Genomic DNA, 25,268 nt, shown 5'->3' with positions numbered 1-25,268 from the left:
CCCTGATGGCAGCGCCGCTGACATCCGCTTCCAGACCATACACGAACGTGCCGGACTGCCAGTTATAGCCGATTTGGCCGCCGCCGAATCCGCCCTTGGGGCTCACATCCAGGGTGAACGGCCCAGTGCCACCCGTGACGACATAGCCGGGCACCGTCCCGGTTGCGAGCGCGCCGGGATCGAAGGTCGCCGTCGGATCGCTCCAGCCATAACCGCCATGCACGCCGGCGTAAAAACCGGTCCAGCTGAATGCGACCGGCGCGGGCGGCGCCTTGGTGTAGGCCCTGGCAAGATCGGCCGCGGAGGCGGCGTGGGAGAGACACACAGCCGAGGCCAGAAGGGCAGCAGAGACGATGGATTTGGAGACAATGAATTTCATGACTTCCCTCGAACGCTGTGCGCGTGACAAGGCGGCACCGCTTAAGCCAAGGTATAGAGGTGGTCTCGCAATATTGCTGTAGCGTCGGCGACACAGCGTGGAACTGCGGAACACGGTTTGTGCGCGCGAAGTTCGCCTGACGCGACGCCGCCAGATTTTCGCGACATCAGATGCTCCTCAGACGCCAAGAACGCCATTTCAGCCGGCGTCGTTAGACCACGAGCTGCCTCGCCGCTGCCGAGATCATCACCAGCCCGCCGGTGATCACGGCGGCATCGAGGATCGCGGTGCGGATGTGCACCGGCATCGACGAAGGCCTTGGCGAAGAACGCCGGGCACGGCCATACCGAAGCAGAAGCTGCAGAAGCGAGATATCGGCGAAGCCCGAGACGATGGTCAATCTTTCTGGTCGCCTCTGATGCGGGCCACGGCTTGATCGGCGAGCGTAGCGAGCGCGGCTTCTTCCAGCGGGAAATCCGCTGCGAGCCAGGCGTCTTCAGCGAGCGCCAACACATGGCCGAGCGCAGGTCCTTCGGCGAGACCGCGGGCGATGAAGTCGGCGGCCTTCAGCGGAAATTTCGGCGCGGTCCAGCGCTGCGGCAGCTCGGCAAGCGCGCGCCAGCGTATCGAGGTGACGTCGCCGCCGTTGCGTGCCCAGCCAAGCAATACGCGATCGTGATAGCTCTCGGGCCCGAGCCGGTACAGCAAGCGCCGTGCATTGGCTTCGTCCTTGGTGGCGAGGCGCCACCAGCGGTGCCCCATCGAATCCAGCGCCTTGGCCTCGGCATTGGAGAGCCGCAGGCGCACGGCGAGGCGCTTGGCGTCTTCGGTGACGGCGACCGAGAGCGCGGCCAGGCGCCGCGTGCTGCTGGGGCTGAGGCCGAGCTCGCGCTCGATCGCGATCATCGTGTCCAGGGGACCCGTATAGACGACGCCGCCAGTCAACGCCTGCAGCAATCCGCCCTCGGCCATGGCTCGCACGGCCGCAGCCGCACCACCGGCGACCAGCAGCTTGAGCATCTCCATGCGCACCCGCTCGGCCGACAGGCTGGCCAGGCCCGCGCGTCGGCGGATGCAGGCGAGATAGCCGTCCGGGTCGGGATCGCCGGCGCCGAAGGCGGCATGGATGCGGAAGAAGCGCAGGATGCGTAAGTAATCCTCGGCGATGCGCTGGTCGGGATCGCCGATGAAGCGCACGCGCCGCGCTTTGGCGTCGTTGATGCCGCCGACATGATCGTAAACCACGCCGCGTGCATCGACCGACAGGCCGTTCATCGTGAAGTCGCGCCGCTCGGCATCCTTCATCCAGTCGCGGCCGAACGCGACCTTGGCCTTGCGGCCGAAGGTCTCGGTGTCCTCGCGCAGCGTCGTGACTTCATAGGGGTGGGCGTCGATCACCAGCGTGACCGTGCCGTGGTCGATGCCGGTCGGCACGCTCTTGATGCCGGCAGCCTTGGCCCGCCGTATCACCTCGTCCGGCAGCGCCGTGGTCGCGATGTCGATGTCACCCGGCGCAAGACCGAGCAGCGCGTTGCGCACGGCGCCGCCGACCACCCGCGCCTCCTCGCCATCGGTGCCGAGCAGCGCCAGGACGCGCGCGGTGCCGCCTGCGGTAAGCCAGGGCGCATCGGCGAGTAAAGGCTCCGCGCTCATGGACCCGCCCCTACTTTTCCGTGCCCGGCACGAGCTTGCCGTCCTCGATATGGGCGGGGACGTAGGTCGAATCCGGCGGCGCGCCGGAGAACTCCGCCAAGCCGATGAGGCCGGCGATGACCAGCACGATCGCCACCAGTGCAAGACGCGCGACGATCGCGACCGGCCATGAGGAGCGTGCGAACACACCGGACCGCGTCGCCGCCAGGAACAGCGCATAGACGGCAAAGGGGATGAGGAAGATTCCGATCTCGGTCAGAACCGTCCGGATCATGACGAATAGATCCGCTCATACAGCACACGCAGCATGCCCGCCGTCGCCCCCCAGATGTAGCGTTCCGCGAACGGCATCGCGTAATAGGATCGCGGCGTGCCGCGGAATTCCTTGCTGTGCACCTGGTGGTTCACCGGATTCATCAGGAAGGATAGCGGCACCTCGAACGCATCATCAACCTCGGAATGGTTGATGCTGAGCGAAAAGCCCGGCCTGACCCTGGCAACCGTCGGCAGGATGCGGAAGCCGAAGGCGGTGCCGTAGAGATCGAGATAGCCGAGCGGCTCGACGAAGTCGCGTGCCAGCCCGACCTCCTCCTCGGCCTCGCGCAGCGCCGCATCGAGCGGCGAGGCATCGATCGCGTCGATCTTGCCGCCGGGAAAGGCGATCTGGCCGGCATGGTCGTTGAGATGCGCCGAGCGCTGCGTCAGCAGGATGGTGGGCTCGGGATGGTCGACCACCGCGATCAGGACCGCTGCGGGACGCACCGGCTGCTCGCGCGCGATGATCTCGAGCATCTTGTCGGTGCCGGGATCGCCCGAGGCGGGGATGATGTTGGGATCATAGAGGCCGGGCGGCACGTCGAAGCCGAGCCGCGCCCTGGAGCGGGCGAAGAAATCCGCAGCGCCAAGCGCGACCGGCTCGTTCGTCAGGATAGGGTTGTTCAAATTCAAAGCGCCGCCCTCACCTGCTCCGCATCGGCCATGGCGAAGAACTCGCCGGCCGACTCGACACCGAACATCGGCTGGCCATCGACCATCCGCTCCTCGCCCATGTCAACCAGATCGTAATAGAGCGCGCGCGTCACCTTGGCCCAGAGGTCCGCGCGGACGTGCAGATAGGGCGTCAGCCCGCCATCCCTAGCCTGCTCGAAGCGCAGCCGGTGCGCCGCGTCGCAGGTGACCCAGTCGTCGACATTGGTGCGGAAGTGCAGCACGCGATGGCTGCCCTCGCCGTCCTTCTGCATCTCGACCGCCATGAACGGCGCATCGTCGACGCGGATACCGACCTTCTCCACCGGCGTGACCAGGAAATGCTTGTCGCCCTCGCGCTTGAGAATGGTCGAAAACAGCCGCACCAGGGCGGGACGCCCGATTGGCGTCCCCATGTAGAACCAAGTACCATCGAAGGCGATTCGGATGTCGAGATCGCCGCAAAACGGCGGATTCCACAGATGCACCGGAGGCAGGCCTTTCTTGGCGCCTTCGGCATTGGCAGCGCTTTTGGCGGCGGCAGTCAGTCCCTCGAGACCCCGATCGGCGCTCTGCCCTTGGTTCGCCATGGTTTGCCCTGACTTTGTGATTGGCACGATTGGTGCAGGTCTACGTTGTACTTAGGTGCGCGGTTCCATCCGGAATAGCCCGGTGTGGAGGTCGCCACTTCGTGATGCCGTACATACCCCGAAGCCGATAAGGTGGGGATAGGTTAATTCAACGAATACATGGCTTTCCTGCAAGTCTAGCATGGGGCCCATGATCTGGCGTGATGACCTGACGTGACAGGCTGACGATGCAAGCAAGCCGCGTTGCACAGGCTGAAGGAGCAAGCGAATGGCGGAGAGTGTCGAGAAACTCGAGGACGGGATCGTCCGTTCGGCCGAGCAGGTGTCGAGCCAGGTTCGCGCGGCCAAGGACGCGATCGCTTCGGTCATCTTCGGCCAGGATCGCGTGATCGAGAACACGCTGGTCACCATTCTCTCCGGCGGCCATGCGCTCCTGATCGGCGTGCCGGGCCTTGCCAAGACCAAGCTGGTCGAGACGCTCGGCGTCACGCTCGGTCTCGACGCCAAGCGCATCCAGTTCACGCCCGATTTGATGCCTTCCGACATTCTCGGCGCCGAAGTGCTGGACGAGAGCACCGCGGGAAGGCGCGCCTTCCGCTTCATTGCCGGTCCCGTGTTCGCGCAGCTCCTGATGGCCGACGAGATCAACCGCGCCAGCCCGCGCACGCAATCGGCGTTGTTGCAAGCGATGCAGGAGCAGCACATCACCGTCGCCGGCGCGCGTCACGATCTGCCGAAACCGTTCCACGTGCTCGCGACGCAGAACCCGCTGGAGCAGGAAGGCACCTATCCGCTGCCCGAAGCCCAGCTCGACCGCTTCCTGATGGAGATCGACGTCGACTATCCCGACCGCGATGCCGAGCGCCGCATCCTGTTTGAAACCACGGGCGCGGAGGAGACTCTGGCCAAGGGCGCGATGACGCCGGATGCGCTGATCACCGCGCAGCGCCTGATCCGGCGCCTGCCGGTCGGCGATTCCGTGGTGGAGGCGATTCTCTCACTGGTGCGCTCGGCCCGCCCGGGTCCGGACGCCGGCGAAGCCGGCAAGTTCATTGCCTGGGGCCCCGGCCCGCGCGCCAGCCAATCCCTGATGCTGGCGGTGCGCGCGCGTGCGCTGATCGACGGCCGCCTCGCACCCTCGATCGACGACGTGCTCGACCTTGCCGAGCCCGTGCTGAAGCACCGCATGGCGTTGACGTTCCAGGCGCGCGCCGAAGGCCGCACGATTCCGGACGTGATCCGGCAATTGAAGACACGGATCGGTTGATGGCAGCGGAGAACGGGCGGGCAGCGAAGGAGATATTGGCGATCCGACGTGCAGATGGCGAAAGCCGCACGCTCGCCGCTTCGTTGCCGCGCTTGGTGCTCGAGGCCCGCCGCATCGCCGCCAACGTCATCCACGGCCTGCATGGACGGCGCCGCGCCGGCTCGGGCGAAAACTTCTGGCAGTACCGCCGCTTCGTCTCGGGCGAACCGTCGCAGAACGTCGACTGGCGCCGCTCGGCGCGCGACGACCATCTGTACGTGCGCGAGCTGGAATGGGAAGCCTCGCACACGGTCTGGATCTGGCCGGACCGCTCGCCCTCGATGGCGTTCGCCTCGAAGACTGCGCGCGAGTCCAAGCTCGAGCGGACACTGATCGTCGCCTTCGCACTGGCCGAGCTGCTCGTCGCCGGCGGCGAGCGCGTCGGCATTCCCGGGCTGATGGCGCCGACCGCAAGCCGCAGCGTCATCGACAGGATGGCGCAGGCGATGCTGCATGACGATGCAGACCGACTAAGCCTGCCGCCATCCTTCGTTCCGGCCGCGCTGGCCGAGATCATCGTGCTGTCGGATTTCTGGTCGCCGATCGCCGAGATCAGGACGACGCTCGCCGGGCTGTCCAGCTCCGGCGCGCACGGCACGATGGTGCAGGTGGTCGATCCCGCCGAGGAATCGTTCCCCTATTCCGGCCGCGTCGAGTTCGTCGAGCCCGAAGGTTTTGGCGTGATCACCGCCGGCCGCGCCGAGAGCTGGGCGCAGGATTACACCGCGCGGCTTGCGCTGCACCGCGACCAGATCCGTGCCGAGACCAACAAGCTCGACTGGCTGTTCACGACGCACGCGACCGACCGCTCCGCCGCCGAGCTCTTGCTGTTCCTGCATGCCGGCATGCAGGTGAGCAAGTCGGGCGCCCGCACCACGACGATCAAGGCGGGGCCGGCCGCATGATGGGATTGCCGCTCGCCTTCACGCAACCGCTGCTCCTGATCGGCCTCGTCAGCCTGCCCGTGCTGTGGTGGCTCCTGCGCGTGATGCCGCCCCGGCCGCGCCGCATCGAGTTTCCGCCGACGCGGCTGTTGTTCGACATCACGCCGCTCGAAGAGACGCCCTCACGGACGCCGTGGTGGCTGACCGCGCTTCGCCTGCTCGCCGCCGCGCTGGTGATCTTCGCCGCCGCCGGCCCGATCTGGAATCCGCAAACGGGCGTCGCCGGGAGCAAGGCGCCGCTGATGATCATGTTCGACGACGGCTGGAGCGCCGCATCGCACTGGGACGTCAGGATCAGGACCGCCGATGAGCTTATCGCCAATGCCGACAATGACGGCCGCGGCATCGCGCTGGTGCCGCTGTCCGAGCCGAACCGCGACATCACGCTGATGCCGGCGGGTGCGGCGCGCGTCGCGCTGCGGCAGCTGGCGCCAAAGCCCTATTCGATCGACCGCGTCGAGACGCTGGCCGCGGTCGACCGTTTCCTCAAGGTCACCGGCGACTGCGAGATCGCCTGGCTCTCGGACGGCGTCGACACCGGCCGCGGCGAGGACTTCGTGGCCGGCCTCGGCAAGACCATCGGCGACCGCAGCCTGACCGTGTTCGCAGGCGGCACCTCCTCGCCGCTGGCCCTGGTCGCCGCCGAGAACGCCGCAGCTAAGATGACGGTGAAGGTGCTGCGCACCGACAGCGGGATTGCGGTCGGCACGGTACGCGCGCTGGACCAGAAGGCGTCGCCGATCGGCGAAGCGCGCTATTCGTTCGGCCCGCAGGACAAGGAAACCGAGGCGGCGTTCGACCTGCCGGTCGAGCTGCGCAACGACATCACGCGGCTCGAAATCTCCGGCGAGCGCTCGGCCGGCGCGGTGCAGCTGCTCGACAAGCGCTGGCGCCGCCGCGCCATCGGCATCATCTCGGGCGCGACCAGCGAGACCGCGCAGCCACTGCTGGCGCCGACCTTCTATCTCACCCGCGCGCTGGCGCCGTTCGCCGACGTCCGGCTCGCCGACAAGGGCTCGCCGCAGCAGGGCATCACGCAGTTCCTCGACCAGAAGCTGCCGATGATCATCCTCGCCGATGTCGGCACCATCGCCCCCGAGCTGCGCGAACGCCTCAATGCCTGGATCGACCAGGGCGGCGTGCTGGTGCGGTTCGCTGGGCCCCGGCTGGCACAGGCGGAGGACGACCTCGTGCCGGTCAAGCTGCGCAAGGGCGGCCGCACGCTCGGCGGCAGCCTGACCTGGGAGAAGCCGCAGCATCTCGCCTCCTTCGCCGCCGACGGTCCGTTCGCCGGGGTCGCAGTGCCGAAGGACGTCACCGTGAGCCGGCAGGTGCTGGCCGAGCCCGACGCCGTGCTCGCCACCAAGAGCTGGGCCTCGCTGGAAGACGGCACCCCGCTCGTCACCGGCGAGCATCGCGGCAAGGGCCTCGTCAGCCTGTTCCACGTCAGCGCCGACATGCGCTGGTCTGACTTACCGATGTCGGGCACCTTCGTCGAAATGCTGCGGCGGGTGGTCGACATGTCCGGCTACACCGCGAAGCCCGGCGCTGGCGTTGCCGGCGAAGCGACCACTGAGACCGTGGCGCCGCTGCACATCCTCGACGGATTTGGCGCGTTTGGTCCGCCGCCCGCGACGGCCAAGCCGCTTCCTGCGGATTACCGCGACCGCGCCACATCAGATCATCCGCCCGGCTTCTACGGCCCGGCAGAAGGACCGCTCGCCGTGAACACGCTTGCCAGCGCCGACCGCATCGCCGCCCTGAACACCGCGAGCCTGCGCGCCCGGCACGCCACCTACACCAATGCCGAGCCGCGCGATTTGCGCGGCTGGCTGCTGTCGACGGCGCTCGCGCTGTTCCTGATCGACGCCATCATCATCGCGGTGCTCGGCGGCGGCATTGCCGCGCTGCTGCGCCGCCGCGCCGCGCCCGCGATGATCGTGCTCGCCCTGCTCGCGGGATTCGCGGCGCTCTCGCCGGCGCCGTCGCGCGCCGACGGCGTCACGGACGAGTTCGCGATGAAGTCGGTGTCGCAGACCCGCCTCGCCTATGTCGTCACGGGCAATGCGGATGTCGATTCCATCGTCAAGGCGGGAATGAACGGGCTGACGCTGTTCCTGGCCCAGCGCACGGCGCTCGAGGCCGGTGATCCCGTCGGCGTCGATCCCGCGCGCGACGAGCTCGCGTTCTTCCCGCTGATCTACTGGCCGATCGTGCCGGGCGCGCCGAAGCCGCCGCAGGACGCCATCAACAAGATCGACGTCTACATGAAGCAGGGCGGCACCGTGCTGTTCGACACCCGCGACGCGATCGAGGCGCCGCCCGGCGCCAACGGCGCGGCGCAGACGCCGGCGATGCAGACGCTGCGCGAGATCCTGTCCTCGCTCGACGTGCCCGAGCTCGAGCCCGTGCCGCGCGAGCACGTGCTGACCAAGACCTTTTATCTGCTGCGCGACTTCCCCGGCCGCTTCACCGCCGGCCAGACCTGGGTCGAGACCTTGCCGCGCGAAGACGACGATGAGAGCGCGCAGCGGCCGGCGCGCGGCGGCGACGGCGTCTCGCCGATCATCATCACCTCGAACGACCTGGCCGGCGCCTGGGCGGTGCGGCCCGACGGACAGGCCATGCTGCCGGTGACCGGCGGCGACCCCCGCCAGCGCGAATTCGCCTACCGCGCCGGCGCCAACATCGTGATGTACACGCTGACCGGCAACTACAAGGCCGACCAGGTCCACGCTCCGGCGCTGATCGAACGGCTGGGGCAATAGGATCGACATGAACTACGGCATCGCGTTCACACCGCTTGTTCCTACCATCGTGCTGTGGCTCGCGCTCGTCGCGATCGTCATTGTCGCGCTCGTGCTGCTGCTGGCGCGCGCGCGCGGCGCCGCGGTGCGGGTGGCCGCGCTGGCGCTGTTCCTGCTGGCGCTTTCCAATCCCTCCTTCACCCGCGAGGACCGCGATCCCCTCACCTCGGTCGCCGCTGTCGTCGTCGACAAGAGCCCGAGCCAGAACTTCGGCAACCGCAATCGCGAAGCTGCGCAAGCGCAGGAGGCGCTGGTCGACAGCCTGAAGAAGATCAAGGGCCTCGAGGTCCGCGTCGTCGAGGCCGGACAGGCCGACGGCGAGACCGACGGCACCAAGCTGTTCGGCGCGCTGGCCTCGGCCTTGGCGGACGTCCCGGTCGACCGCGTCGCCGGCGCGTTCCTGATCACCGACGGCCGCGTCCACGACATTCCCGCGAACGCCGCCGCGCTCGGCTTCCAGGCGCCGGTGCACGCGCTGGTCACGGGCCAGAAGGACGAGCGCGACCGCCGCATCGCGATCACCGCCGCGCCGCGCTTCGGTATCGTCGGGCAGAGCCAGACCATCTCCTACCGCCTCGACGACCAGGGTGTCACCGGCGAGCGCGCCAGGGTCACGGTCCGCCGCGACGGCGAGGTCATCAACGAGCGCACGCTCTCCAGCGGCCAGGCCGCGAGCGTCGACGTCGACATCAAGCATGCCGGGCCGAACATCGTCGAGATCGAGGCCTCGCCGCTGGAGCGCGAATTGACGCCGGTGAACAATCGCGCCGTCGTCGCCATCGACGGCGTGCGCGACAAGCTGCGCGTGCTGCTGGTCTCGGGCGAGCCGCATTCGGGCGAGCGCACCTGGCGCAACCTGCTCAAGTCCGACGCCAGCGTCGACCTCGTGCATTTCACCATTCTGCGCCCGCCGGAGAAGCAGGACGGCACGCCGATCAACGAATTGTCGCTGATCGCGTTTCCGACCCGCGAGCTGTTCCAGCAGAAGATCAACGAATTCCAGCTGATCATCTTCGACCGCTATGCCCGCCAGGGCGTGCTGCCGATCCCCTATTTCGAGAACATGGCGCGTTACGTGCGCGCAGGCGGCGCCGTGCTGGTCTCGGCCGGCCCCGACTATGCCTCGAACAGCAGCATCTGGCGCACGCCGCTCGATTCGGTGCTGCCGGCCGAACCGGTCGGCGTCACCGAGAAGCCGTTCTATGCGCATCTGTCCGACCTCGGCAAACGCCATCCCGTCACGCGCGGGCTGGAAGGCTCCGCCAGCGAGCCGCCGCGCTGGAGCCGGTTCTTCCGCACCGTCGATACCCGCAATGCGGTCAACCCGCCCGTCATGACCGGCGTCGACGGCAAGCCGCTGCTGTTCCTGTCGCGCTTCGGCGAGGGCCGCGTCGCGCTCCTGCTGTCCGACCACATCTGGCTGTGGGCGCGCGGCTATGAGGGCGGCGGTCCGCATCTCGACCTGCTGCGGCGGATGTCGCACTGGCTGATGAAGCAGCCTGATCTCGACGAGGAGGCGTTGCGCCTCCAGGTGCAGGGCAAGGACCTCGTCGTGGTGCGTCAGACCATGGCGGACAGCGTCCAGCCCGTCAGCGTGACATCGCCGTCGGGCGTGTCGCAGGATCTGACGCTGAGCGCCGGCGATCCCGGCGAGTGGCGCGCCAGCCTGCCGGCGAGCGAGCTCGGCCTGTGGCAGGCGACCGACGGCACGCTGAAAGCGCTGATCAATGTCGGCCCGACCAATCCGAAGGAATTTTCGGAAGTCACCTCCACGGTCGATACGTTGAAGCCGCTGACACAGGCGACGGGCGGCGATGCCGTGCGCGTGGCTACTAGCTCGAGCGTCGAGCTGCCGCGCATCCTGCCGGTGCGCTCGGTCGGCATGTTCCACGGCGACGGGTGGATGGGCGTGCGGATGCGCGATGCCAGCGTGGTCAAGGGCGTCGGCGTGCTGCCGATCTTCTCCGGCCTGATCGGCCTGCTGCTGCTGCTCGGCGCATTCGCGGCGACCTGGGTGCGCGAGGGGCGGTAGTTGCCTGAACGACACATCGGCTGGGCGGCGAGTGCGCGCCCAACCGGCCTGCCGTTGACATCGGTGAACTGATCAGGCGATGTTATACTATAACATCGCGGCGTCCTGGGATTGACGCCCCGGTGTGGGGGTGGCGTTTTCCAGATGAAGTGGTTCCGGTCGAATAGCAGGCACGGCGCCCGGCTCGCGTTGTTCGCGATGCTGGTGCAGCTCGCGCTGACGTTCGGCCACAGCCATTGGTTCGCGCAGGCCGCGCCTTTTGCTCAATCATCGGTCCAGCACATCGAAGGCGGCGCCAAGGACGTTGCAGCGACCGACGGCGCCGCCGTCGAGAAGCAATCGCCCTCAAGTCCCGACCGCGAGCATTCGCGCGACGAGAGTTGCGCCATCTGCGCCATCATTGCGATGGCGGGCACGATCGTGTCGGCGACGCCGCCCGTGCTGTTGCTGCCGCAGGCGATCGAGCTGCTCCGGCGCAGCCTCGACGCCGAGTTCGCTCATCTGACATCGGCCCGCACGGCGTTCCAGCCGCGCGCCCCTCCTGCGTCCTGACTCCAACGCTTGATCACACCCAGCCTCGCCGCACATCGGCAAGTGCCTGGGAGAAGTTGAAGTCGAATTCCGTCGCGTCGCGACGGCAGGCCGCCTCCGATCAGCAGAGCATCATCCGGACGGCGCCTGAGTGGAATCAGGACCATGTCATTTCAATTGCGACGCGCGCAGCGCCTTGGCGGAGCAAGCCTGCTCCTGCTCGGCGCCGCCGCTACATCCGCGTTCGCCCAAGACTCGGCACAACGACCGGCACAAGACAAATCGTCGACCGAGCTCCCCGCCATCACCGTAACGGCGCCGAGCCCGATCGTACGCAGAGCAGTGGTGCCGACCCGCAACGCAGGCCGAGGCACGCGGACCGCGCGGGTGCGCAGCCGCGAGCAGGCAGCTGAAGCGGCACCGGCAGCTCCCGTGCTCGCCGCGCCTCAGCAAGGCGTGCTGCCTGTTGTGACCGATCAATTCGCGACCGTCACCGTGGTGCCGAACGAGGAGATTCGGCGCAACGGCGGCGGCACGCTCGGCGATCTCCTGTTCTCCAAGCCCGGCATCACCGGCTCTGAATACGCACCCGGCGCATCCAGCCGCCCGATCATTCGCGGGCTCGACACCAACCGGGTCGGCATTATCGAGAACGGAACAGGCAGCAACGGCGCGTCCGATCTCGGCGAGGATCACTTCGTGCCGATTGATCCGCTGGCAGCCACCCAGGTCGAGGTCATCCGCGGACCGGCGACGCTGCGCTACGGCTCCACCGCGATCGGTGGCGTGGTCAGCGCAACCAACAATCGAATTCCGGATGCCTTGCCGTCCTGCACGGCGCCCTTTCCGACTTACGGACTCCCGACCAAGGCGCCGCTGGCAAACGTGGGATCGCCGGGCTGCATCACCGCGGAAACGCGGACGGCCGTAACTTCGGTCGATCGCGGGACCGAAGGTGCCGTGCTGCTCGATGCCGGCGGCGGCAACTTTGCCTTCCACGCCGATGCCTTTGGCCGCAAGGCCGGCGACTACAACATCCCGAGCTATCCGTTCTTGACCGACCCGACGCTGCCGTTCAACGGACGCCAGCCGAATTCGGCATCGCAGGCCTACGGCGGATCTGTCGGCGGCTCCTACATCTTCGACGGCGGCTACGTGGGCGCGGCGATCACGCAGCACAACGCGCTCTATCACATACCCGGTATCGAGGGCAGCGAGTTCCTGACGCGGATCGACGGACGACAAACGAAGTTCACGACAAAAGGCGAGTATCGGCCGGACGCGGCGGCGATCGATGCGATCCGGTTCTGGGCCAGCGCCACCGACTATAAGCACGATGAGGTCGGGCTCGCCGACTCTGCCGACCTCAGCTCCCTCGGCGTGAGACAAACCTTCACCAACAAGGAACAGGAAGGCCGCGTCGAGGTGCAGCTTGCGCCGTTCGACGTCCGCTTTGCTGCGCTGACCACCGCTGTGGGCGTTCAGGCTTCGCACCAGAAGTTGACCGCGCCGAGTCCGGACGATCCAGGCAGCCCGATCAACGGACTGTTCGATCCGAACAAGAACACAAAGGTCGCCGGGTACATCTTCAATGAGTTCAAGTTCAGCGAAGCCACCAAGGCTCAGATCGCCGGACGCGTCGAGAGCGCAAGGTTGAGCGGCACGGCGCCGGCCTTCGTCCCCGATGTGTTCGACCTCGCCGTCGATCCGGCCGCGATCGGCCCCGCAACGGCGGTCAACCGCAACTTCACGCCGGTGAGCGGGAGCATCGGCCTGATCCACAGCCTTCCCTGGGATCTGGTCGCCAGCATCACCGGCCAATATGTCGAGCGTGCGCCGAAACCGGCGGAATTGTTTTCGCGCGGCGGCCACGATGCCACCACCACTTTCGACATCGGCAATCCCAATCTCGGCATCGAGACCGCCAAGTCGGTCGAGGCGGGACTGCGACGAGCGGTAGGACCGCTTCGCTTCGAAATCACCGGCTACTACACCAAGTTCAACGGTTTCATCTACCGGCGCCTGACCGGCAACACGTGTGAGGACGGCGTTTGCCAGCTTGGCGCTGGCCTCGAACTGAATCAGGCGGTCTATTCGCAGCGCGACGCGACATTCCGGGGCGGCGAATTCCAGTTCCAGTACGACGTGATGCCGGTCTGGAACGGGATCTGGGGCATCGAGGGTCAATACGACATCGTGCGCGCGACCTTCGACGACGGCACTAACGTGCCACGCATTCCGCCCCAGCGGCTGGGCGGTGGTGTGTACTATCGCGACGCCGAATGGTTTGCCCGGATCAACCTGCTGCACGCGTTCGCGCAAAACGACATCGCACCGATCGCGGAGACGCCGACGCCCGGCTACAACCTGCTAAGGGCCGAGGTCAGCTACAAAACGCAGCTCGATCAACGTTGGTTCGGCGCGCGCGAGATGCATGTCGGGCTCGTCGGCAACAACCTGTTGAACGAGAACATCCGCAATGCCGTCTCCTTCAATAAGGACCAGGTGCTGTTGCCCGGCATCGGCGTCAGGGCGTTCGCGAACTTCAAGTTCTAGGTAACGACACGCGCCGTCATTGCGAGGAGCCCTTGCGACGAAGCAATCCAGACCGCCTCCGCGGAAAGACTCTGGATTGCTTCGCTGCGCTCGCAATGACGGAGTATGACGCGCGCAGCCGCGCGTCTTCTCGACGGTCTCTTAGCCGGATGAGATACGAGCAGTGTCGTAGCCCGGATGGAGCGTAGCGTAATCCGGGGTTCTCTCGTTGCGGAAGACCTTCCCGGATTGCGCTGCGCTCCATCCGGGCTACGGCGTTTCCAACGACGCGCGCCGCCCTATGTCCGCGCTTTGCTCCAGTCGGGGCCGACCGCGCCCGACACGCCCTCGAAGGCGCCGTCGACGAGTTCGAACACCAGGATGCGCGCGGCATCGACCGGGCCGGGCATGGTGACGCGGCCCTTCGGCACCTGTTTGAAGCCGACGCGGCCGTAATAGGGCTCGTCGCCGACCAGCAGCACGAGGCGGTGGCCTTTTTCCCTGGCGTCCTTCAGCGCGCGCTCCATCAACTGACGGCCGATGCCGCGATCGCGGAACGGCGGCTCGACGGTGAGCGGCCCGAGCAGCAGCGCCGGCGTTTGGCCGATCAGAATCGGCAATTGCCTGACGGAGCCGACCAGGAGCGTGCCGATACGGGCCGTGAAGGACAGTTCGAGCAGATGGTCGACGTGCTCGCGGATCCGGTAGGCGCTCAGCACGAAGCGGCCGGGGCCGAAGGTGCGTTCGTGCAGCCGCTCGATCGCCTGAGCGTCGCCGGCGGCTTCGGGAAGAATGGTCAGTGAGAGATCGTTCATGTCAATTCGCGGAGTAGCACTTGCGCCTGCGAAGGTCCATGGGCGGCGGCGGTGCCCCGTTTACCTCCCGGCGGGCGAAGTGCAAGCCTGGCTCAACCTGCGTTCCGTTTCGACGCCGGCTGGGACAGATAGGCCAGCATCTTCATCTCCCGCCGCCCTCGCGTCACCGTATCGAGCACGAGCCCTGACGACACCGACAGCAAGGCCATGATCATCAGGCCCATCGACAGCACGGCAGTGGGCAGGCGCGGCACGAGGCCGGTTTCGATGAAGGTGATCACGATCGGAATCGCGAAGATGATCGACGCCAGCGCCAGCAGGATTCCGATCACCGTGAAGAAGCGCAACGGCCGCTCGCTGCGATAGAGCTTCAGCATGGTGCCGAGGATGCGAAAGCCGTCGCGCCAGGTGTTGAGCTTGGAGAACGAGCCTTCGGGGCGCGCATAATAGGGCGTCTCGACCTCGGCAACCGGCAGCGACAATTCCAGCGCATAGACCGCAAGCTCGGTCTCGATCTCGAAGCCGTCGGAGAGGACGGGAAAGGATTTGACGAAGCGGCGCGAGAACACCCGGTAGCCGGACAGGAGGTCCTTGAAAGCGTGGCCGAAGGTGTCGGACAGGAAGCCGGTCAGCATGCGGTTGCCGGTGCGGTGGCCGAGCCGGTAGGCAGCCTGGACCTGATCGACGCGAAGCCCGACCACCATGTCGAGATGCTCGTCGAGCAGCTTGTCGATCATGATGGGTGCGCTCGGCGCATCATAGGTGGCATCGCCATCGACCAGCACATAGACGTCGGCCTCGACGTCCGCGAACATGCGGCGCACGACGTGGCCCTTGCCCTGCCGGCGCTCGCTGCGCACGATCGCACCGGCTTCGCGCGCGACCGCGGCGGTCCGGTCGCGCGAATTGTTGTCGTAGACGTAGATCTCCGCCGCGGGCAGCGCCTTGCGGAAATCGGCAACGACGGTCGCGACCGCGGCCTCCTCGTTGTAGCAGGGCACCAGCACCGCGATACGAAGTTGCGTTGTGGTCATCAGGGCAGCACTCCGAGGCTTGTCGGCTCGCGCCCGAGCGGCGTGGTCTGCCGTGCGCGTCGAGCGGGTTACTAGCACAAGCTGCCCTCAGCGCCACGTCGCAATCACGGGCCTGCCATCGAGCACTTCGGCGATCCGCAGCCGCGTGCCGGGCGTGGTGCCCTCGGGCAATGCGGCATTGTCGAAGAATCCGCATTCGACGATCTCGCGGTTGGGCTCAGGGACGCGGTCCTGCCTGAACTGCCTGACCACGTAGACCGCGACGTGGTCGCGGCGGGAGACGTGGCTGTTGAGGAAGACGCCGTGCAGGATCGCCTCGCCGGTCAGATCGATGTCGCCCTCCTCCTTGAGCTCGCGCCGCAACGCCTCTTCCATGGTCTCGCCGAAATCGACGCCGCCGCCAGGCAAATACCAGCCGCTGACGTAGCTATGCCTGACCAGGAAGACGCGATTGTCGGCATCCAGCACCACGGCACGGACGCCGAGCGTCATGCCGCGGACGAGCAGGAAATAGCCGTGCAAGAACCGCCGCAGCAGCGGCTCGGCTTTCCGTCGGGCTCGGTTCAGACGTTCTCCCATCAGGCTCCTTGACGCCCCCTGTTTCAGGCCCTGCTTGCGCGGGGCGCGCGACCTTGCCATTACAGCGGAGCAATAGCGAGGCATTCGCGCGCCATGACTCCCTTCACGCTGGCTCCCTTCACGCTCGCCCACCTGTCCGATCCGCATCTGGCGCCTTTGCCGAAGCCGCGGCTGATCGAGCTCGCGGGCAAGCGCGCGTTCGGCTATGTCAACTGGACGCGCAACCGCCACAAGTACCAGCGCCGCGAGGTTCTCGACGCGCTCGTCGCCGACATGAAGGCGCAGGCGCCCGACCACATCGCAGTGACAGGCGATCTCGTCAACTTGGCGCTGGAGGCGGAGTTCGCACCGGCGCTGGCCTGGCTCGAAAGCGTCGGCCCGCCCGACCGCGTGACCGCGATCCCCGGCAATCACGACGCCTATGTCAGCGCGACGCGTCATCGCTTCGGCGAGACGTTCCTGCACTACATCGCCGCGGACACACCCGGCGGCGCAGCCTTCCCTGCGGTGCGCCGGCGCGGGCCGCTTGCCCTGATCAGCCTGTCCACGGCGGTGCCGACCCTGCCGCTGATGGCGACCGGCACGCTCGGGCGCGATCAGCTCGCCGCGCTTGCGGAGGTGCTCGAGCGGCTCGCCGCGGAAGACGTCTTCCGCGTGCTGCTGGTGCATCATCCGCTGAAGTCCAGCGCGCGGGCGAAGCGGATGACGGACGCGCCGGAATTGCTGGGACTGTTGAAGCGCCACGGCGTCGAGCTGGTCCTGCACGGGCACGACCACATTCATTCGACGATGTGGTTCGAGGGTCCAAACGGCAACATTCCCGCGCTCGGCGTGCCGTCGGCCTCCGCGCTGGCGCACGGACGTTATCCGGCGGCGGCGTACAATCTGTTCACCATCGAGAAGGACAATGCCGGCTGGCGCTGCGAGCAGACGGTGCGAAGCCTCGGGGCGGGGTTTCAGGTCGGGCAGATCAAGCATGTGCGGTTGATTTAGTCCCCGGTCGTCATTGCGAGCGCAGCGAAGCAATCCAGGAATCTCCGCGGAGGCAGTCTGGATTGCTTCGTCGCAAGGGCTCCTCGCAATGACGGCGGAGAGAGCCTCACCAGTTCCGCAAGACTGCCAGCACTGCAAGCCCGAACAGCGCGGCCGCGCCCAGCACGAAGCCGAACACGAACGGCCAGACGCGCGAACGGCGCGGCGGCGGCGCGGCGGTCGGTGCTTGCGGTTCGGGCTGGACCAACATCGCACGCTCGCGCTCGACCATGCGGCGCGCGACATAGTCGGTGACGGCCTCGACGATCACGGCGGTGTCGTGCGATTCGGCGAGCACGATGCGGCCGAAGCGGGTGTCCTGGACGAAGCGGTACATCCGCTTGTCGCGGCCCATCACGATATGGGCGACGACGTCGATCCACAGCCGCGGCGTATCGCCCTGGCTGATGCCGCGGTCGAACAGGTCGATCTGATCAGGCACCTGCGCGAACAGGGGATCGAGCGCGTCGTTGAGGATCTCGAGCCGTGCCACCTCGGCGTCGCGCAAATCGACGACGACGCCGGTGCGGTCGGCCGCCTCGATCCGCGCGCGCAGCAGCGCATCGCGCAGCCGCACCGGGCCCGGCTGGCCGGGATGGGTCCCGCTGGTCTCGGGCTCTGACATTGTCGGCCTCGTCCTCGACTTATGCCCATTAACCTATCAGCAACCAAACCCTCCGCAAAGACCTACAATTCCAGAGACTTACGGCGCCCACAGCCGTTTCACCTGTGCCAAAAACAGACGATCCCACCCAGGCAGGGCCTGGATGGGACCATCCGTCCTTGGACGTCTTCTTAAGTCGGGGCGATCAGGCCGAGACCCGCGAGGGCTCTTCCACGATCGAGAAGCGGACGCCGGCCTTGTGACGGCTTTCTTCCGAGACTTCCTTCCAGCACTCTTCGGCTTCCTTGCGGGTCTTGAACGGACCTTTGACCTGGGCCGAGCCTTCCACGAGCTTGTGGAAGTTCATCGAACCGAACTCGCCGCCGATCACCCAGAAATTGCTGCCTTTGGTCATTGTCAGTCTCCTGTTGAGGTGCGTGACCGGCCTGGACTCCAACCTGGCTTCCAGACCGGTCCGATCCGCCGTTAGCCGAACTGGTTCATCGTGTTGTGGACGCCGCCCGCCTTCAGCGCAGCTTCGCCCGCGAAGTACTCCTTGTGGTCGTCGCCGATGTCGGAGCCGGCCATGTTCTGGTGCTTCACGCAGGCGATGCCCTGACGGATCTCGGCGCGCTGGACGTTCTTGACGTAGCCCAGCATGCCCTGCTCGCCGAAATACTCGCGGGCGAGATTGTCGGTCGAGAGCGCGGCCGTGTGATAGGTCGGCAGCGTGATCAGGTGGTGGAAGATGCCGGCGCGCTTGGCCGAATCCGCCTGGAAGGTACGGATGCGCTCGTCGGCTTCCTTCGCCAGCGGCGTGTCGTCGTACTCCGCCTTCATCAGCTCGGCACGGTTGTACTTGCTGACGTCCTGGCCCGCTTCCTTCATCGCGTCGTAGACCTGCCAACGGAAGTTGAGGGTCCAGTTGAACGACGGCGAGTTGTTGTAGGCGAGCTTGGCGTTCGGCACCACCTTGCGGATGCGGTCGACCATGCTGGCGATCTGCTCGATATGCGGCTTCTCGGTCTCGATCCAGAGCAGGTCGGCGCCGTTCTGCAGCGAGGTGATGCAATCGAGCACGCAGCGGTCTGCACCGGTGCCGGGGCGGAACTGGTAGAGGTTGGAGGGCAGCCGCTTCGGACGCATCAGCTTGCCGTTGCGGTTGATGATGACGTCGCCGTTCTTGGCGTTCTCCGCGGTGATTTCCTCGCAATCGAGGAAGCTGTTGTACTGGTCGCCGATGTCGCCGGGCTTGTGGCTGACGGCGATCTGCTGCGTCAGGCCGGCGCCGAGCGAGTCGGTGCGGGTCACGACGATGCCGTCTTCGACGCCGAGCTCGAGGAAGGCGTGGCGGCAGGCGCGGATCTTCGCCAGGAAGACGTCATGCGGCACGGTGACCTTGCCGTCCTGGTGGCCGCACTGCTTCTCGTCGGAGACCTGATTCTCGATCTGCAGCGCGCAGGCGCCCGCCTCGATCATCTTCTTGGCGAGCAGATAGGTCGCCTCCGCGTTGCCGAAGCCGGCGTCGATGTCGGCGATGACGGGGACGACATGGGTCTGGAAGTTGTCGATCTTCTCGATCAGCTCCTTCTCGCGAGTCTTGTCGCCTTCCTTGCGCGCCTTGTCGAGCAGACGGAAGATGTCGTTGAGCTCGCGCGAATCGGCCTGACGCAGGAAGGTGTAGAGCTCCTCGATCAGCGCCGGCACCGCGGTCTTCTCGTGCATGGACTGGTCGGGCAGCGGACCGAATTCGGAGCGCAGCGCCGCGATCATCCAGCCGGAGAGATAGAGGTAGGTGCGGTCGGTCTTGCCGCCGAAATGCTTCTTGACCGAGATCAGCTTCTGCTGGGCGATGAAGCCGTGCCAGCAGCCCAGCGACTGGGTGTACTTGGTGGGATCCTTGTCATAGGCGGCCATGTCGGCGCGCATCACGGCCGCGGTGTAGCGGGCGATGTCGAGGCCGGTCTTGAAACGGTTCTGCAGGCGCATGCGCGCGACGGCCTCGGCCGAAACGCCGTTCCAGGTCGGCTGGGTCTCGAGGAGCGCCTGAGCCGCCTTGACCTCGTCCTGATACGAGGACGGACCCTGGAGGGTGCTGATACCGCGGGGCTGGTAATTCATGTGCCTGATCCTTTCGCTGACGATGGCGATGTCAGCCATCGACATTCTTGACAATGCATTGCGAGATGCGTGTCAGGAGCTAAACGCGAAAAGGAAAAGTTCGTACAGATGACTTGTTTTTAATTGGTGATGTCATGTAACATCTGAACGTGTATTAGATGTCACTTTGTAAAATTTGTAAACAATAGGTCAATGGTTCTGACCTTGATTGGGTCTGGAGATCTGAGACATGCCCGCCGATTCCGGCAAGAAACTCTTCGTCGGCCCGCGCTTCCGGCGAATCCGGCAGCAATTGGGGCTGTCGCAGACCCAGATCGCCGAGGGGCTCGGGATCTCGCCCAGCTATGTCAACCTGATCGAGCGCAACCAGCGCCCGGTCACGGCGCAGATCCTGTTGCGGCTGGCCGAGACCTATGACCTTGACCTGCGCGATCTCGCCACCGCGGACGAGGACCGCTTCTTCGCCGAGCTGAACGAGATCTTCTCCGATCCCCTGTTCCGGCAGATCGACGTGCCCAAGCAGGAGCTGCGCGACCTCGCCGAGCTCTGCCCCGGCGTCACCCATGCGCTGCAGCGGCTCTACGCGGCCTATACCGAGGCGCGTCAGGGCGAGACGCTGGCCGCGGCGCAGATGGCCGACCGCGACGTCGGCACGCGCTTTGAAGCCAATCCGGTCGAGCGCGTGCGCGAGCTGATCGAGGCCAATCGCAACTATTTTCCGGAGCTGGAGCAGGCGGCGGAAAATCTGCGCGACGAGTTGAACGAGCCCGCCGAAGGGCTGTATGCCGCGCTGATAACGCGCTTGCGCGAGAAGCACTCGATCCAGACCCGCATCATGCCGGTCGACGTGATGCGCGAGACGCTCCGCCGATTCGACCGCCACCGCCGGCAGCTGCTGATCTCGGAGCTGGTCGATCCGCCCGGCCGCGCATTCCAGCTCGCCTTCCAGCTGGGCCTGGCGGAATGCGCGCAGGCGCTGGAGACCATCATCGGCCGGGCCGGCCCGCTGGACGATGCGCCGCGGCGGCTGTTCCGGATCACGCTCGGCAATTACTTCGCGGCCGCCGTGATGATGCCCTACCCGGCGTTCCTCGCGGCCGCCGAAGCGCTGAACTACGACATCCACGTGCTGGCACAGCGCTTCAATTCCGGGTTCGAGCAGGTCTGCCACCGCCTCACCACGCTGCAGCGACCGAATGCGCGCGGCATTCCGTTCTTCCTCTTGCGCGTCGACAATGCCGGCAACGTCTCCAAGCGTTTCTCCTCCGGCACCTTCCCGTTCTCGAAATTCGGCGGCACGTGTCCGCTCTGGAATGTGCATTCGACCTTCGACACGCCGGATCGCCTGCTCAAGCAGGTGATCGAGCTGCCCGACGGCACGCGCTATTTCTCGATCGCGCAGATGGTGCGCCGCCCCGTGGCGCCGCATCCGCTGCCGCAGCCGCGCTTTGCCATCGGCCTCGGCTGCGAGATCCGCCACGCCGCCCGCCTGACCTACGCCACCGGCATGGACCTGGAGAAGGCCGAGGGCACCCCGATCGGCGTCAACTGTCGCCTCTGCGAGCGCGAGAACTGCGCCCAGCGCGCCGAGCCACCGATCACACGCACGTTGATCCTGGACGAGACGACGCGGCGGGTGTCGAGCTTTGCGTTCTCGAATGCAAGGGAGTTGTGAGGCACACACTCTCTCTTCCGTCATGGCCGGGCTTGACCCGGCCATCCACGCGCTTCCGCGTACGCAGAAAGACGTGGATGCCCGGGTCAAGCCCGGGCATGCCGACCAAGTGTGTGGTCGCCGCTCCGGTCATCAATAGCGCGCGCCCTCACGCCAGCGTATGCACAATCACCGGTCCCGCCACGGCGCGGGCGTCGCCGGCGAGCAGCGGGCCGAGATCCTTCTCGATCCAGGCGATGGCGCGCTTGTTCGCTTCCTCGGCCTGCTCGAACTTGTCGAAGATCGAGATCGCGGTGACCGTGTCGTCGCCGCCATAGACGACGTAATAGGCGCGGAAACCGTCGACGTCGCTGATGATGGGAACGGCGCCGTCCTTGATGCGGCGCGTCAGCTCTTCCGCGCTCCCGCTTTTTGCCTTGGCCTGACGGATGGCGGCATACATGGCATCCTCCCCTTCCGGCTATGATGTGAGGGCCTCGAGCCCGGGCGGATGTTACGCCGAAGCGCGCAGCCGATCCACGCTTGGTTAACCCGACCCTAATCCGCCCGCGCGATCTGCAACCAACGGTTAAGCACGCCTCAACATCGGTGCCTTAGTCTCGCCGCACTCACTTTTCGCAAACAAGGGCGGCCTAATCTGCCGGGCGAAGTGACATCAGGGGGTTCACCATGCGCATTGCGTTGCTGCTGACCGCGACCATTGTCGGCGCGCTATTCGCCAGTCCAACCATCGCCGGGTCGCTCGATGCCGGCGCGGCGCAGCCGCTGCCGCCGGGCTTCCAGAGCTACCGCGGCTACATGTTCGACATCTCCGAGAACCGCGACCGCAAGGATGTCGACAAGCTCACCGAGAACCTGAAGAGCCAGATCGACGTCGTCGAAGGCGTCGGCCTCTCCCCGCGCGTGCTGCGCTTCTTCCACACCGTTCCGATCGTCGCGAGCGAACTCGCCTGCCTCGACGAAGGCGCCGCCACCGCCTGCTACGGCCGGGTCACGCCGGACATGCAGCGCACCGCGCCCCGGACCCTGACGGTCTGGGACCCCGCCAAGCAGCGCTGGACCAATCCCAATGCCGTCGACCTCGCGGTCGATTCGGGCCTCGGCGTGATCATGCTGCGGCCGGACATGATGCGCTACGAGAAGGAGGCCGTGCTGCTGCACGAGATGCTGCACGCCTTCCACGCGCGGCTGCTGCCGGACGGCTACGCCAACAAGGGCGTGATCACCTACTACGCCCTCGCCAAGTCCAAGGACCTCTTGCCCAAGGAATCCTATGCGATGAAGAATCCCATGGAATTCTTTGCGGTGACCGCCAGCATCTTCCTGGCCGGCAAGAGCGAATTCCACGATCCGAAGTCGCGCGAGGCGCTCAAGGAGAAGATGCCGGACTATTACAAATATCTGGTCGGCGTGTTCGGCTTCGACCCCGAGCCGGCGGCCTCGAACGGCCCGGTCGCCTCGCTGAAATGAGCGGACGGCGCCAAGCCAAGCCAAAGAGCCGCGCGAACAGCGCGGCTTTTTTGTTTCGCACGCTCGGTAAGCTGCGGATGACGCACAGCCGGGAATTGCCAAGCCGGGGTCCGATCTGCATAGTCCCGCCCGCATCGATACCGTTTTTCGAAGGGGATGAGAGACCATGGCGGAAGCCGACCTGGATGTCGTGATCCGGCAACTGGCCAGACAGCTGCATACGGGCCTGATGACCCGTGCCAAGGAGCGGCGGGATCGCTTCAACAGCCTTGCGGCCAAGGCCAAGGGCAAGGAGACCGGCGAGCGCTTCAAGATGATGGCCAAGGCCACCATGGAGCAGGCGACCGCGGCCGCCAAGCGCCTGCAGATGTCCGCCGATAACGTCGCCGACAGCTACGCGCGGTCGATGCGCCTCGCCGCCAGCACGCCTGTTACGGTGAAAGCGGAGAAGAAGGCAAAGGACGAGAAGCCGGCGAAGAAGGCCGCAAAGAAAGCCAAAGCGAAAAAGAAGACGTAGTCGTTGCACCCAGGGCTATCGCATATGACTTGCGGCGGCGGCCTGCGCACGCGCCTCGTCCTTCGAGACGGCGCTGACGCGCCTCCTCAGGATGAGGCTAATCAGCATCGGTGCGCGTTGAAACTGCTGCCGCGCATTCCGCCCTCATCCTGAGGAGCCCGCCAAAGCGGGCGTCTCGAAGGATGGCCGCAAGGAAAAACTCCCAAATGCGATAGCCCTGCCGTTGAACCGATCGCCGCTACGGGATTGGCGATCTGGAGGCTCGCCGGCCTGTCTCCCAATTATCTCCGGCTTGATCGGATCGCCGCGTTGCGCGTTTGCGACGCGCTCCCTCGCGGCCGCCGCAATCGGGCCGGCCGCGACCTCAACGATTCCTCCGCCCCAGGCATGGGCTGGTCGAACAGTCGAGCGACATCCCTCACATGTATTGCCTCACACTTTGGAGAAAGCGCTCTTTCTCGCCAGGCGCGTAACCTTGGGATGCCCCATAATAGGGTTCATTGAAGTGATTATAGGGTACCGCCCGGTACTGGACCGGCGGCCTCGGTGGCGCGTAGGTCTGGCGATGATGCCGCCGAGCGTTTCCTCTCGCCGGAGGACCGGCGTAGTAGGGATTGAGGACGCACATCTGGCCGTTTGCCGACGCCCTGCATTGGTCCATCGTCGTGAAGCTGCATCGGTAGTATGGCGTCATTCCGCGAGAAATGACGTTCAAGCAAACGGGATAAGCCGGGTCATATTTTTGGGCTCGAGCCTGCCCCGCTGTCAGAGCGATACTCAGGGTCAGAATCGTCAAAGCCCATTTGCACATTGGAAGCTCCTCCAGGGGCGCACGACATGGATGCACTCTGGACCCTGCCAGTATTGATCCAACTCAATACTAGTTGAATTGGTTCATACGCGCAGCAGACAGCCGCGACAGTCTCGCTTTCCGCATCTCTCACCGATCTCGCCGCTATGCGGCAAGCCACCTGTCCTAAAGACGTGAGAGGGTACCGCCGCAAATGCCGCGCCAGATCCTCATCTTCGCGGCGCGGCCACCAGTGTCGGCTCGGCGCTGGCGAGTTCCGCGAGCTTGGCGCGCGCGGCCTCTCGCGCGTGACCGTCCTTGCCGGCGGGCAGCGCCAGCGCGGCTTCGAAATCGGCGCGGGCGTCGTCGGTCTGGCCGCGGGCGAGGAACGCAAGGCCGCGGTCGAGACGGGCCTGCGCATCGGTGGGGTCGAGGCGGACCGCCGTGCTGTAGCTCAGGATGGCGCGGTCGAGATCGCCCATTGCGGCGAGCGCGAGACCGCGCTGGTGATAAGGTGCCGCGCGCTTGGGATCGTGCGCGATCGCCTCGTCGTAATCCGCAATGGCAAGCTCGAAGTCGCCGTTCTGCCGGCGCGCCAGCGCCCGGTCGCGATAGAGCGAAGCGCGGTTGGGATTGAGGTGGATGGCCTCGTCGAAATCGGCGATCGCCCGCTTGAAGTCGCCGTGACGCAGCGCGATCCGTCCACGTCCCGCATAGGCGAAGGCGATCAGCGAGCCGCGCAGCGGCGAGAAGCCGATCACGGCCGAGCAGATGTCGGGATCATCCTCGTCGCCGCAATTGACGACCATGTGCGTGGACAAGCCGACGAGCACGCAAAGGACGATCAGCAATGGTACGGCAATTCTGGTCATCTTCGACGGTGGCCGG

At 66.1% G+C, this 25,268-nt stretch carries 23 protein-coding genes and 2 pseudogenes; 10 read left to right on the top strand and 15 right to left on the bottom strand.

Features of this window, described 5'->3' with window-relative positions:
* From I6F36_RS36665 to I6F36_RS36640, 6 genes and pseudogenes are all read right to left on the bottom strand, one after another.
* Positions 1–379 (bottom strand): annotated as a pseudogene (locus I6F36_RS36665) (porin family protein); the annotation flags it as partial.
* A gap of 211 nt (positions 380–590) precedes the next feature.
* Positions 591–711 (bottom strand): annotated as a pseudogene (locus I6F36_RS39940) (sulfite exporter TauE/SafE family protein); the annotation flags it as partial.
* Positions 712–775: 64 nt separating this feature from the next.
* Positions 776–2,032, bottom strand: a complete 1,257-nt coding sequence (locus I6F36_RS36655; RefSeq protein WP_225173117.1) for a CCA tRNA nucleotidyltransferase — start codon at positions 2,030–2,032, stop codon at positions 776–778.
* A gap of 10 nt (positions 2,033–2,042) precedes the next feature.
* Complete coding sequence (locus I6F36_RS36650; protein ID WP_036013774.1) at positions 2,043–2,306, bottom strand: DUF6111 family protein; 264 nt, start codon at positions 2,304–2,306, stop codon at positions 2,043–2,045.
* Positions 2,303–2,974 carry a CoA pyrophosphatase gene (locus tag I6F36_RS36645; protein ID WP_225173116.1) on the bottom strand — a complete coding sequence of 224 codons (672 nt, stop codon included), beginning with the start codon at positions 2,972–2,974 and terminating at the stop codon, positions 2,303–2,305. The genes I6F36_RS36650 and I6F36_RS36645 overlap by 4 nt, the downstream gene beginning before the upstream one ends.
* Before the next feature lie 2 nt (positions 2,975–2,976).
* The gene (locus I6F36_RS36640) at positions 2,977–3,588 is read right to left on the bottom strand and encodes a DUF1285 domain-containing protein (RefSeq protein WP_225173115.1); all 612 of its coding nucleotides are present in this window, start codon (positions 3,586–3,588) and stop codon (positions 2,977–2,979) included.
* 268 nt (positions 3,589–3,856) lie between these two features.
* On the opposite strand from I6F36_RS36640, the gene I6F36_RS36635 reads away from it, so the two are divergent.
* From I6F36_RS36635 to I6F36_RS36610, 6 genes are all read left to right on the top strand, one after another.
* Positions 3,857–4,855: a MoxR family ATPase gene (locus I6F36_RS36635; RefSeq protein WP_025038173.1), complete on the top strand. Its 999-nt coding sequence runs from the start codon at positions 3,857–3,859 to the stop codon at positions 4,853–4,855.
* Positions 4,855–5,799, top strand: coding sequence for a DUF58 domain-containing protein (locus tag I6F36_RS36630; RefSeq protein WP_036013782.1), 945 nt, complete (start codon positions 4,855–4,857; stop codon positions 5,797–5,799). Before I6F36_RS36635 ends, I6F36_RS36630 begins: the two co-directional genes overlap by 1 nt.
* Positions 5,796–8,606 carry a DUF4159 domain-containing protein gene (locus tag I6F36_RS36625; RefSeq protein ID WP_225173114.1) on the top strand — a complete coding sequence of 937 codons (2,811 nt, stop codon included), beginning with the start codon at positions 5,796–5,798 and terminating at the stop codon, positions 8,604–8,606. The genes I6F36_RS36630 and I6F36_RS36625 overlap by 4 nt, the downstream gene beginning before the upstream one ends.
* A gap of 7 nt (positions 8,607–8,613) precedes the next feature.
* Positions 8,614–10,677 (top strand): hypothetical protein, encoded by a 2,064-nt coding sequence (locus I6F36_RS36620; protein WP_225173113.1) that lies wholly within the window; start codon positions 8,614–8,616, stop codon positions 10,675–10,677.
* Between the two features lie 144 nt (positions 10,678–10,821).
* Positions 10,822–11,229, top strand: a complete 408-nt coding sequence (locus I6F36_RS36615; protein WP_036013788.1) for a DUF2946 domain-containing protein — start codon at positions 10,822–10,824, stop codon at positions 11,227–11,229.
* Between the two features lie 144 nt (positions 11,230–11,373).
* Positions 11,374–13,764, top strand: a complete 2,391-nt coding sequence (locus tag I6F36_RS36610; RefSeq protein ID WP_225173112.1) for a TonB-dependent receptor — start codon at positions 11,374–11,376, stop codon at positions 13,762–13,764.
* Between the two features lie 278 nt (positions 13,765–14,042).
* Here I6F36_RS36610 and I6F36_RS36605 read toward each other — a convergent pair whose 3' ends face one another.
* The 3 genes from I6F36_RS36605 to I6F36_RS36595 all read right to left on the bottom strand — a co-directional run bounded on the left by I6F36_RS36605 (position 14,043) and on the right by I6F36_RS36595 (position 16,171).
* The gene (locus I6F36_RS36605) at positions 14,043–14,558 is read right to left on the bottom strand and encodes a GNAT family N-acetyltransferase (protein WP_036013792.1); all 516 of its coding nucleotides are present in this window, start codon (positions 14,556–14,558) and stop codon (positions 14,043–14,045) included.
* Positions 14,559–14,650: 92 nt separating this feature from the next.
* Complete coding sequence (locus tag I6F36_RS36600; RefSeq protein ID WP_036013795.1) at positions 14,651–15,592, bottom strand: glycosyltransferase family 2 protein; 942 nt, start codon at positions 15,590–15,592, stop codon at positions 14,651–14,653.
* A gap of 87 nt (positions 15,593–15,679) precedes the next feature.
* Positions 15,680–16,171, bottom strand: a complete 492-nt coding sequence (locus I6F36_RS36595; protein ID WP_036013806.1) for an NUDIX domain-containing protein — start codon at positions 16,169–16,171, stop codon at positions 15,680–15,682.
* 108 nt (positions 16,172–16,279) lie between these two features.
* On the opposite strand from I6F36_RS36595, the gene I6F36_RS36590 reads away from it, so the two are divergent.
* Complete coding sequence (locus I6F36_RS36590; protein WP_036013809.1) at positions 16,280–17,164, top strand: metallophosphoesterase; 885 nt, start codon at positions 16,280–16,282, stop codon at positions 17,162–17,164.
* A 106-nt stretch (positions 17,165–17,270) separates the two neighbouring features.
* Here the strand turns inward: I6F36_RS36590 and I6F36_RS36585 are convergent, their stop codons facing one another.
* The 3 genes from I6F36_RS36585 to I6F36_RS36575 all read right to left on the bottom strand — a co-directional run bounded on the left by I6F36_RS36585 (position 17,271) and on the right by I6F36_RS36575 (position 19,928).
* A complete protein-coding gene (locus tag I6F36_RS36585) occupies positions 17,271–17,828 on the bottom strand; it encodes a hypothetical protein (protein ID WP_225173111.1) in 558 nt (185 codons plus the stop codon).
* Positions 17,829–18,012: 184 nt separating this feature from the next.
* Entirely contained in the window at positions 18,013–18,222 is a 210-nt protein-coding gene (locus tag I6F36_RS36580) for a hypothetical protein (protein WP_036013800.1), read from the bottom strand.
* Positions 18,223–18,293: 71 nt separating this feature from the next.
* A complete protein-coding gene (locus tag I6F36_RS36575) occupies positions 18,294–19,928 on the bottom strand; it encodes an isocitrate lyase (RefSeq protein ID WP_036013803.1) in 1,635 nt (544 codons plus the stop codon).
* A 229-nt stretch (positions 19,929–20,157) separates the two neighbouring features.
* On the opposite strand from I6F36_RS36575, the gene I6F36_RS36570 reads away from it, so the two are divergent.
* Positions 20,158–21,603, top strand: a complete 1,446-nt coding sequence (locus tag I6F36_RS36570; protein WP_036013804.1) for a short-chain fatty acyl-CoA regulator family protein — start codon at positions 20,158–20,160, stop codon at positions 21,601–21,603.
* Between the two features lie 148 nt (positions 21,604–21,751).
* On the opposite strand, the gene I6F36_RS36565 is transcribed toward I6F36_RS36570, so the two are convergent.
* Positions 21,752–22,045, bottom strand: a complete 294-nt coding sequence (locus I6F36_RS36565) for a hypothetical protein (RefSeq protein WP_036013813.1) — start codon at positions 22,043–22,045, stop codon at positions 21,752–21,754.
* 227 nt (positions 22,046–22,272) lie between these two features.
* Between I6F36_RS36565 and I6F36_RS36560 the strand changes: the two genes are divergently transcribed.
* Complete coding sequence (locus I6F36_RS36560; RefSeq protein ID WP_036024809.1) at positions 22,273–23,073, top strand: hypothetical protein; 801 nt, start codon at positions 22,273–22,275, stop codon at positions 23,071–23,073.
* Between the two features lie 166 nt (positions 23,074–23,239).
* Complete coding sequence (locus tag I6F36_RS36555) at positions 23,240–23,590, top strand: hypothetical protein (protein ID WP_036013820.1); 351 nt, start codon at positions 23,240–23,242, stop codon at positions 23,588–23,590.
* 418 nt (positions 23,591–24,008) lie between these two features.
* On the opposite strand, the gene I6F36_RS39935 is transcribed toward I6F36_RS36555, so the two are convergent.
* Entirely contained in the window at positions 24,009–24,401 is a 393-nt protein-coding gene (locus tag I6F36_RS39935) for a DUF3551 domain-containing protein (RefSeq protein WP_081494629.1), read from the bottom strand.
* A gap of 209 nt (positions 24,402–24,610) precedes the next feature.
* Positions 24,611–25,252 (bottom strand): tetratricopeptide repeat protein, encoded by a 642-nt coding sequence (locus tag I6F36_RS36545; RefSeq protein WP_225173110.1) that lies wholly within the window; start codon positions 25,250–25,252, stop codon positions 24,611–24,613.
* Between the last annotated feature and the right edge of the window lie 16 nt (positions 25,253–25,268).

Origin of the sequence: Bradyrhizobium sp. BRP19, from assembly GCF_020194195.1 — a bacterium.
Taxonomy (GTDB): domain Bacteria; phylum Pseudomonadota; class Alphaproteobacteria; order Rhizobiales; family Xanthobacteraceae; genus Bradyrhizobium; species Bradyrhizobium yuanmingense.
Note: the sequence above shows the minus strand (reverse complement) of the source record. Positions and strands in the feature narration are given on the sequence as shown.

Coding starts and splice junctions, on each gene's coding strand:
- I6F36_RS36605 (WP_036013792.1), bottom strand. CDS start 14,558: ATGAACGATCTCTCACTGACCATTCTTCCCGAAGCCGCCGGCGACGCT.
- I6F36_RS36635 (WP_025038173.1), top strand. CDS start 3,857: ATGGCGGAGAGTGTCGAGAAACTCGAGGACGGGATCGTCCGTTCGGCC.
- I6F36_RS36545 (WP_225173110.1), bottom strand. CDS start 25,252: ATGACCAGAATTGCCGTACCATTGCTGATCGTCCTTTGCGTGCTCGTC.
- I6F36_RS36615 (WP_036013788.1), top strand. CDS start 10,822: ATGAAGTGGTTCCGGTCGAATAGCAGGCACGGCGCCCGGCTCGCGTTG.
- I6F36_RS36580 (WP_036013800.1), bottom strand. CDS start 18,222: ATGACCAAAGGCAGCAATTTCTGGGTGATCGGCGGCGAGTTCGGTTCG.
- I6F36_RS36595 (WP_036013806.1), bottom strand. CDS start 16,171: ATGGGAGAACGTCTGAACCGAGCCCGACGGAAAGCCGAGCCGCTGCTG.
- I6F36_RS36560 (WP_036024809.1), top strand. CDS start 22,273: ATGCGCATTGCGTTGCTGCTGACCGCGACCATTGTCGGCGCGCTATTC.
- I6F36_RS39935 (WP_081494629.1), bottom strand. CDS start 24,401: ATGTGCAAATGGGCTTTGACGATTCTGACCCTGAGTATCGCTCTGACA.
- I6F36_RS36600 (WP_036013795.1), bottom strand. CDS start 15,592: ATGACCACAACGCAACTTCGTATCGCGGTGCTGGTGCCCTGCTACAAC.
- I6F36_RS36565 (WP_036013813.1), bottom strand. CDS start 22,045: ATGTATGCCGCCATCCGTCAGGCCAAGGCAAAAAGCGGGAGCGCGGAA.
- I6F36_RS36555 (WP_036013820.1), top strand. CDS start 23,240: ATGGCGGAAGCCGACCTGGATGTCGTGATCCGGCAACTGGCCAGACAG.
- I6F36_RS36585 (WP_225173111.1), bottom strand. CDS start 17,828: ATGTCAGAGCCCGAGACCAGCGGGACCCATCCCGGCCAGCCGGGCCCG.
- I6F36_RS36655 (WP_225173117.1), bottom strand. CDS start 2,032: ATGAGCGCGGAGCCTTTACTCGCCGATGCGCCCTGGCTTACCGCAGGC.
- I6F36_RS36570 (WP_036013804.1), top strand. CDS start 20,158: ATGCCCGCCGATTCCGGCAAGAAACTCTTCGTCGGCCCGCGCTTCCGG.
- I6F36_RS36650 (WP_036013774.1), bottom strand. CDS start 2,306: ATGATCCGGACGGTTCTGACCGAGATCGGAATCTTCCTCATCCCCTTT.
- I6F36_RS36575 (WP_036013803.1), bottom strand. CDS start 19,928: ATGAATTACCAGCCCCGCGGTATCAGCACCCTCCAGGGTCCGTCCTCG.
- I6F36_RS36625 (WP_225173114.1), top strand. CDS start 5,796: ATGATGGGATTGCCGCTCGCCTTCACGCAACCGCTGCTCCTGATCGGC.
- I6F36_RS36630 (WP_036013782.1), top strand. CDS start 4,855: ATGGCAGCGGAGAACGGGCGGGCAGCGAAGGAGATATTGGCGATCCGA.
- I6F36_RS36610 (WP_225173112.1), top strand. CDS start 11,374: ATGTCATTTCAATTGCGACGCGCGCAGCGCCTTGGCGGAGCAAGCCTG.
- I6F36_RS36640 (WP_225173115.1), bottom strand. CDS start 3,588: ATGGCGAACCAAGGGCAGAGCGCCGATCGGGGTCTCGAGGGACTGACT.
- I6F36_RS36620 (WP_225173113.1), top strand. CDS start 8,614: ATGAACTACGGCATCGCGTTCACACCGCTTGTTCCTACCATCGTGCTG.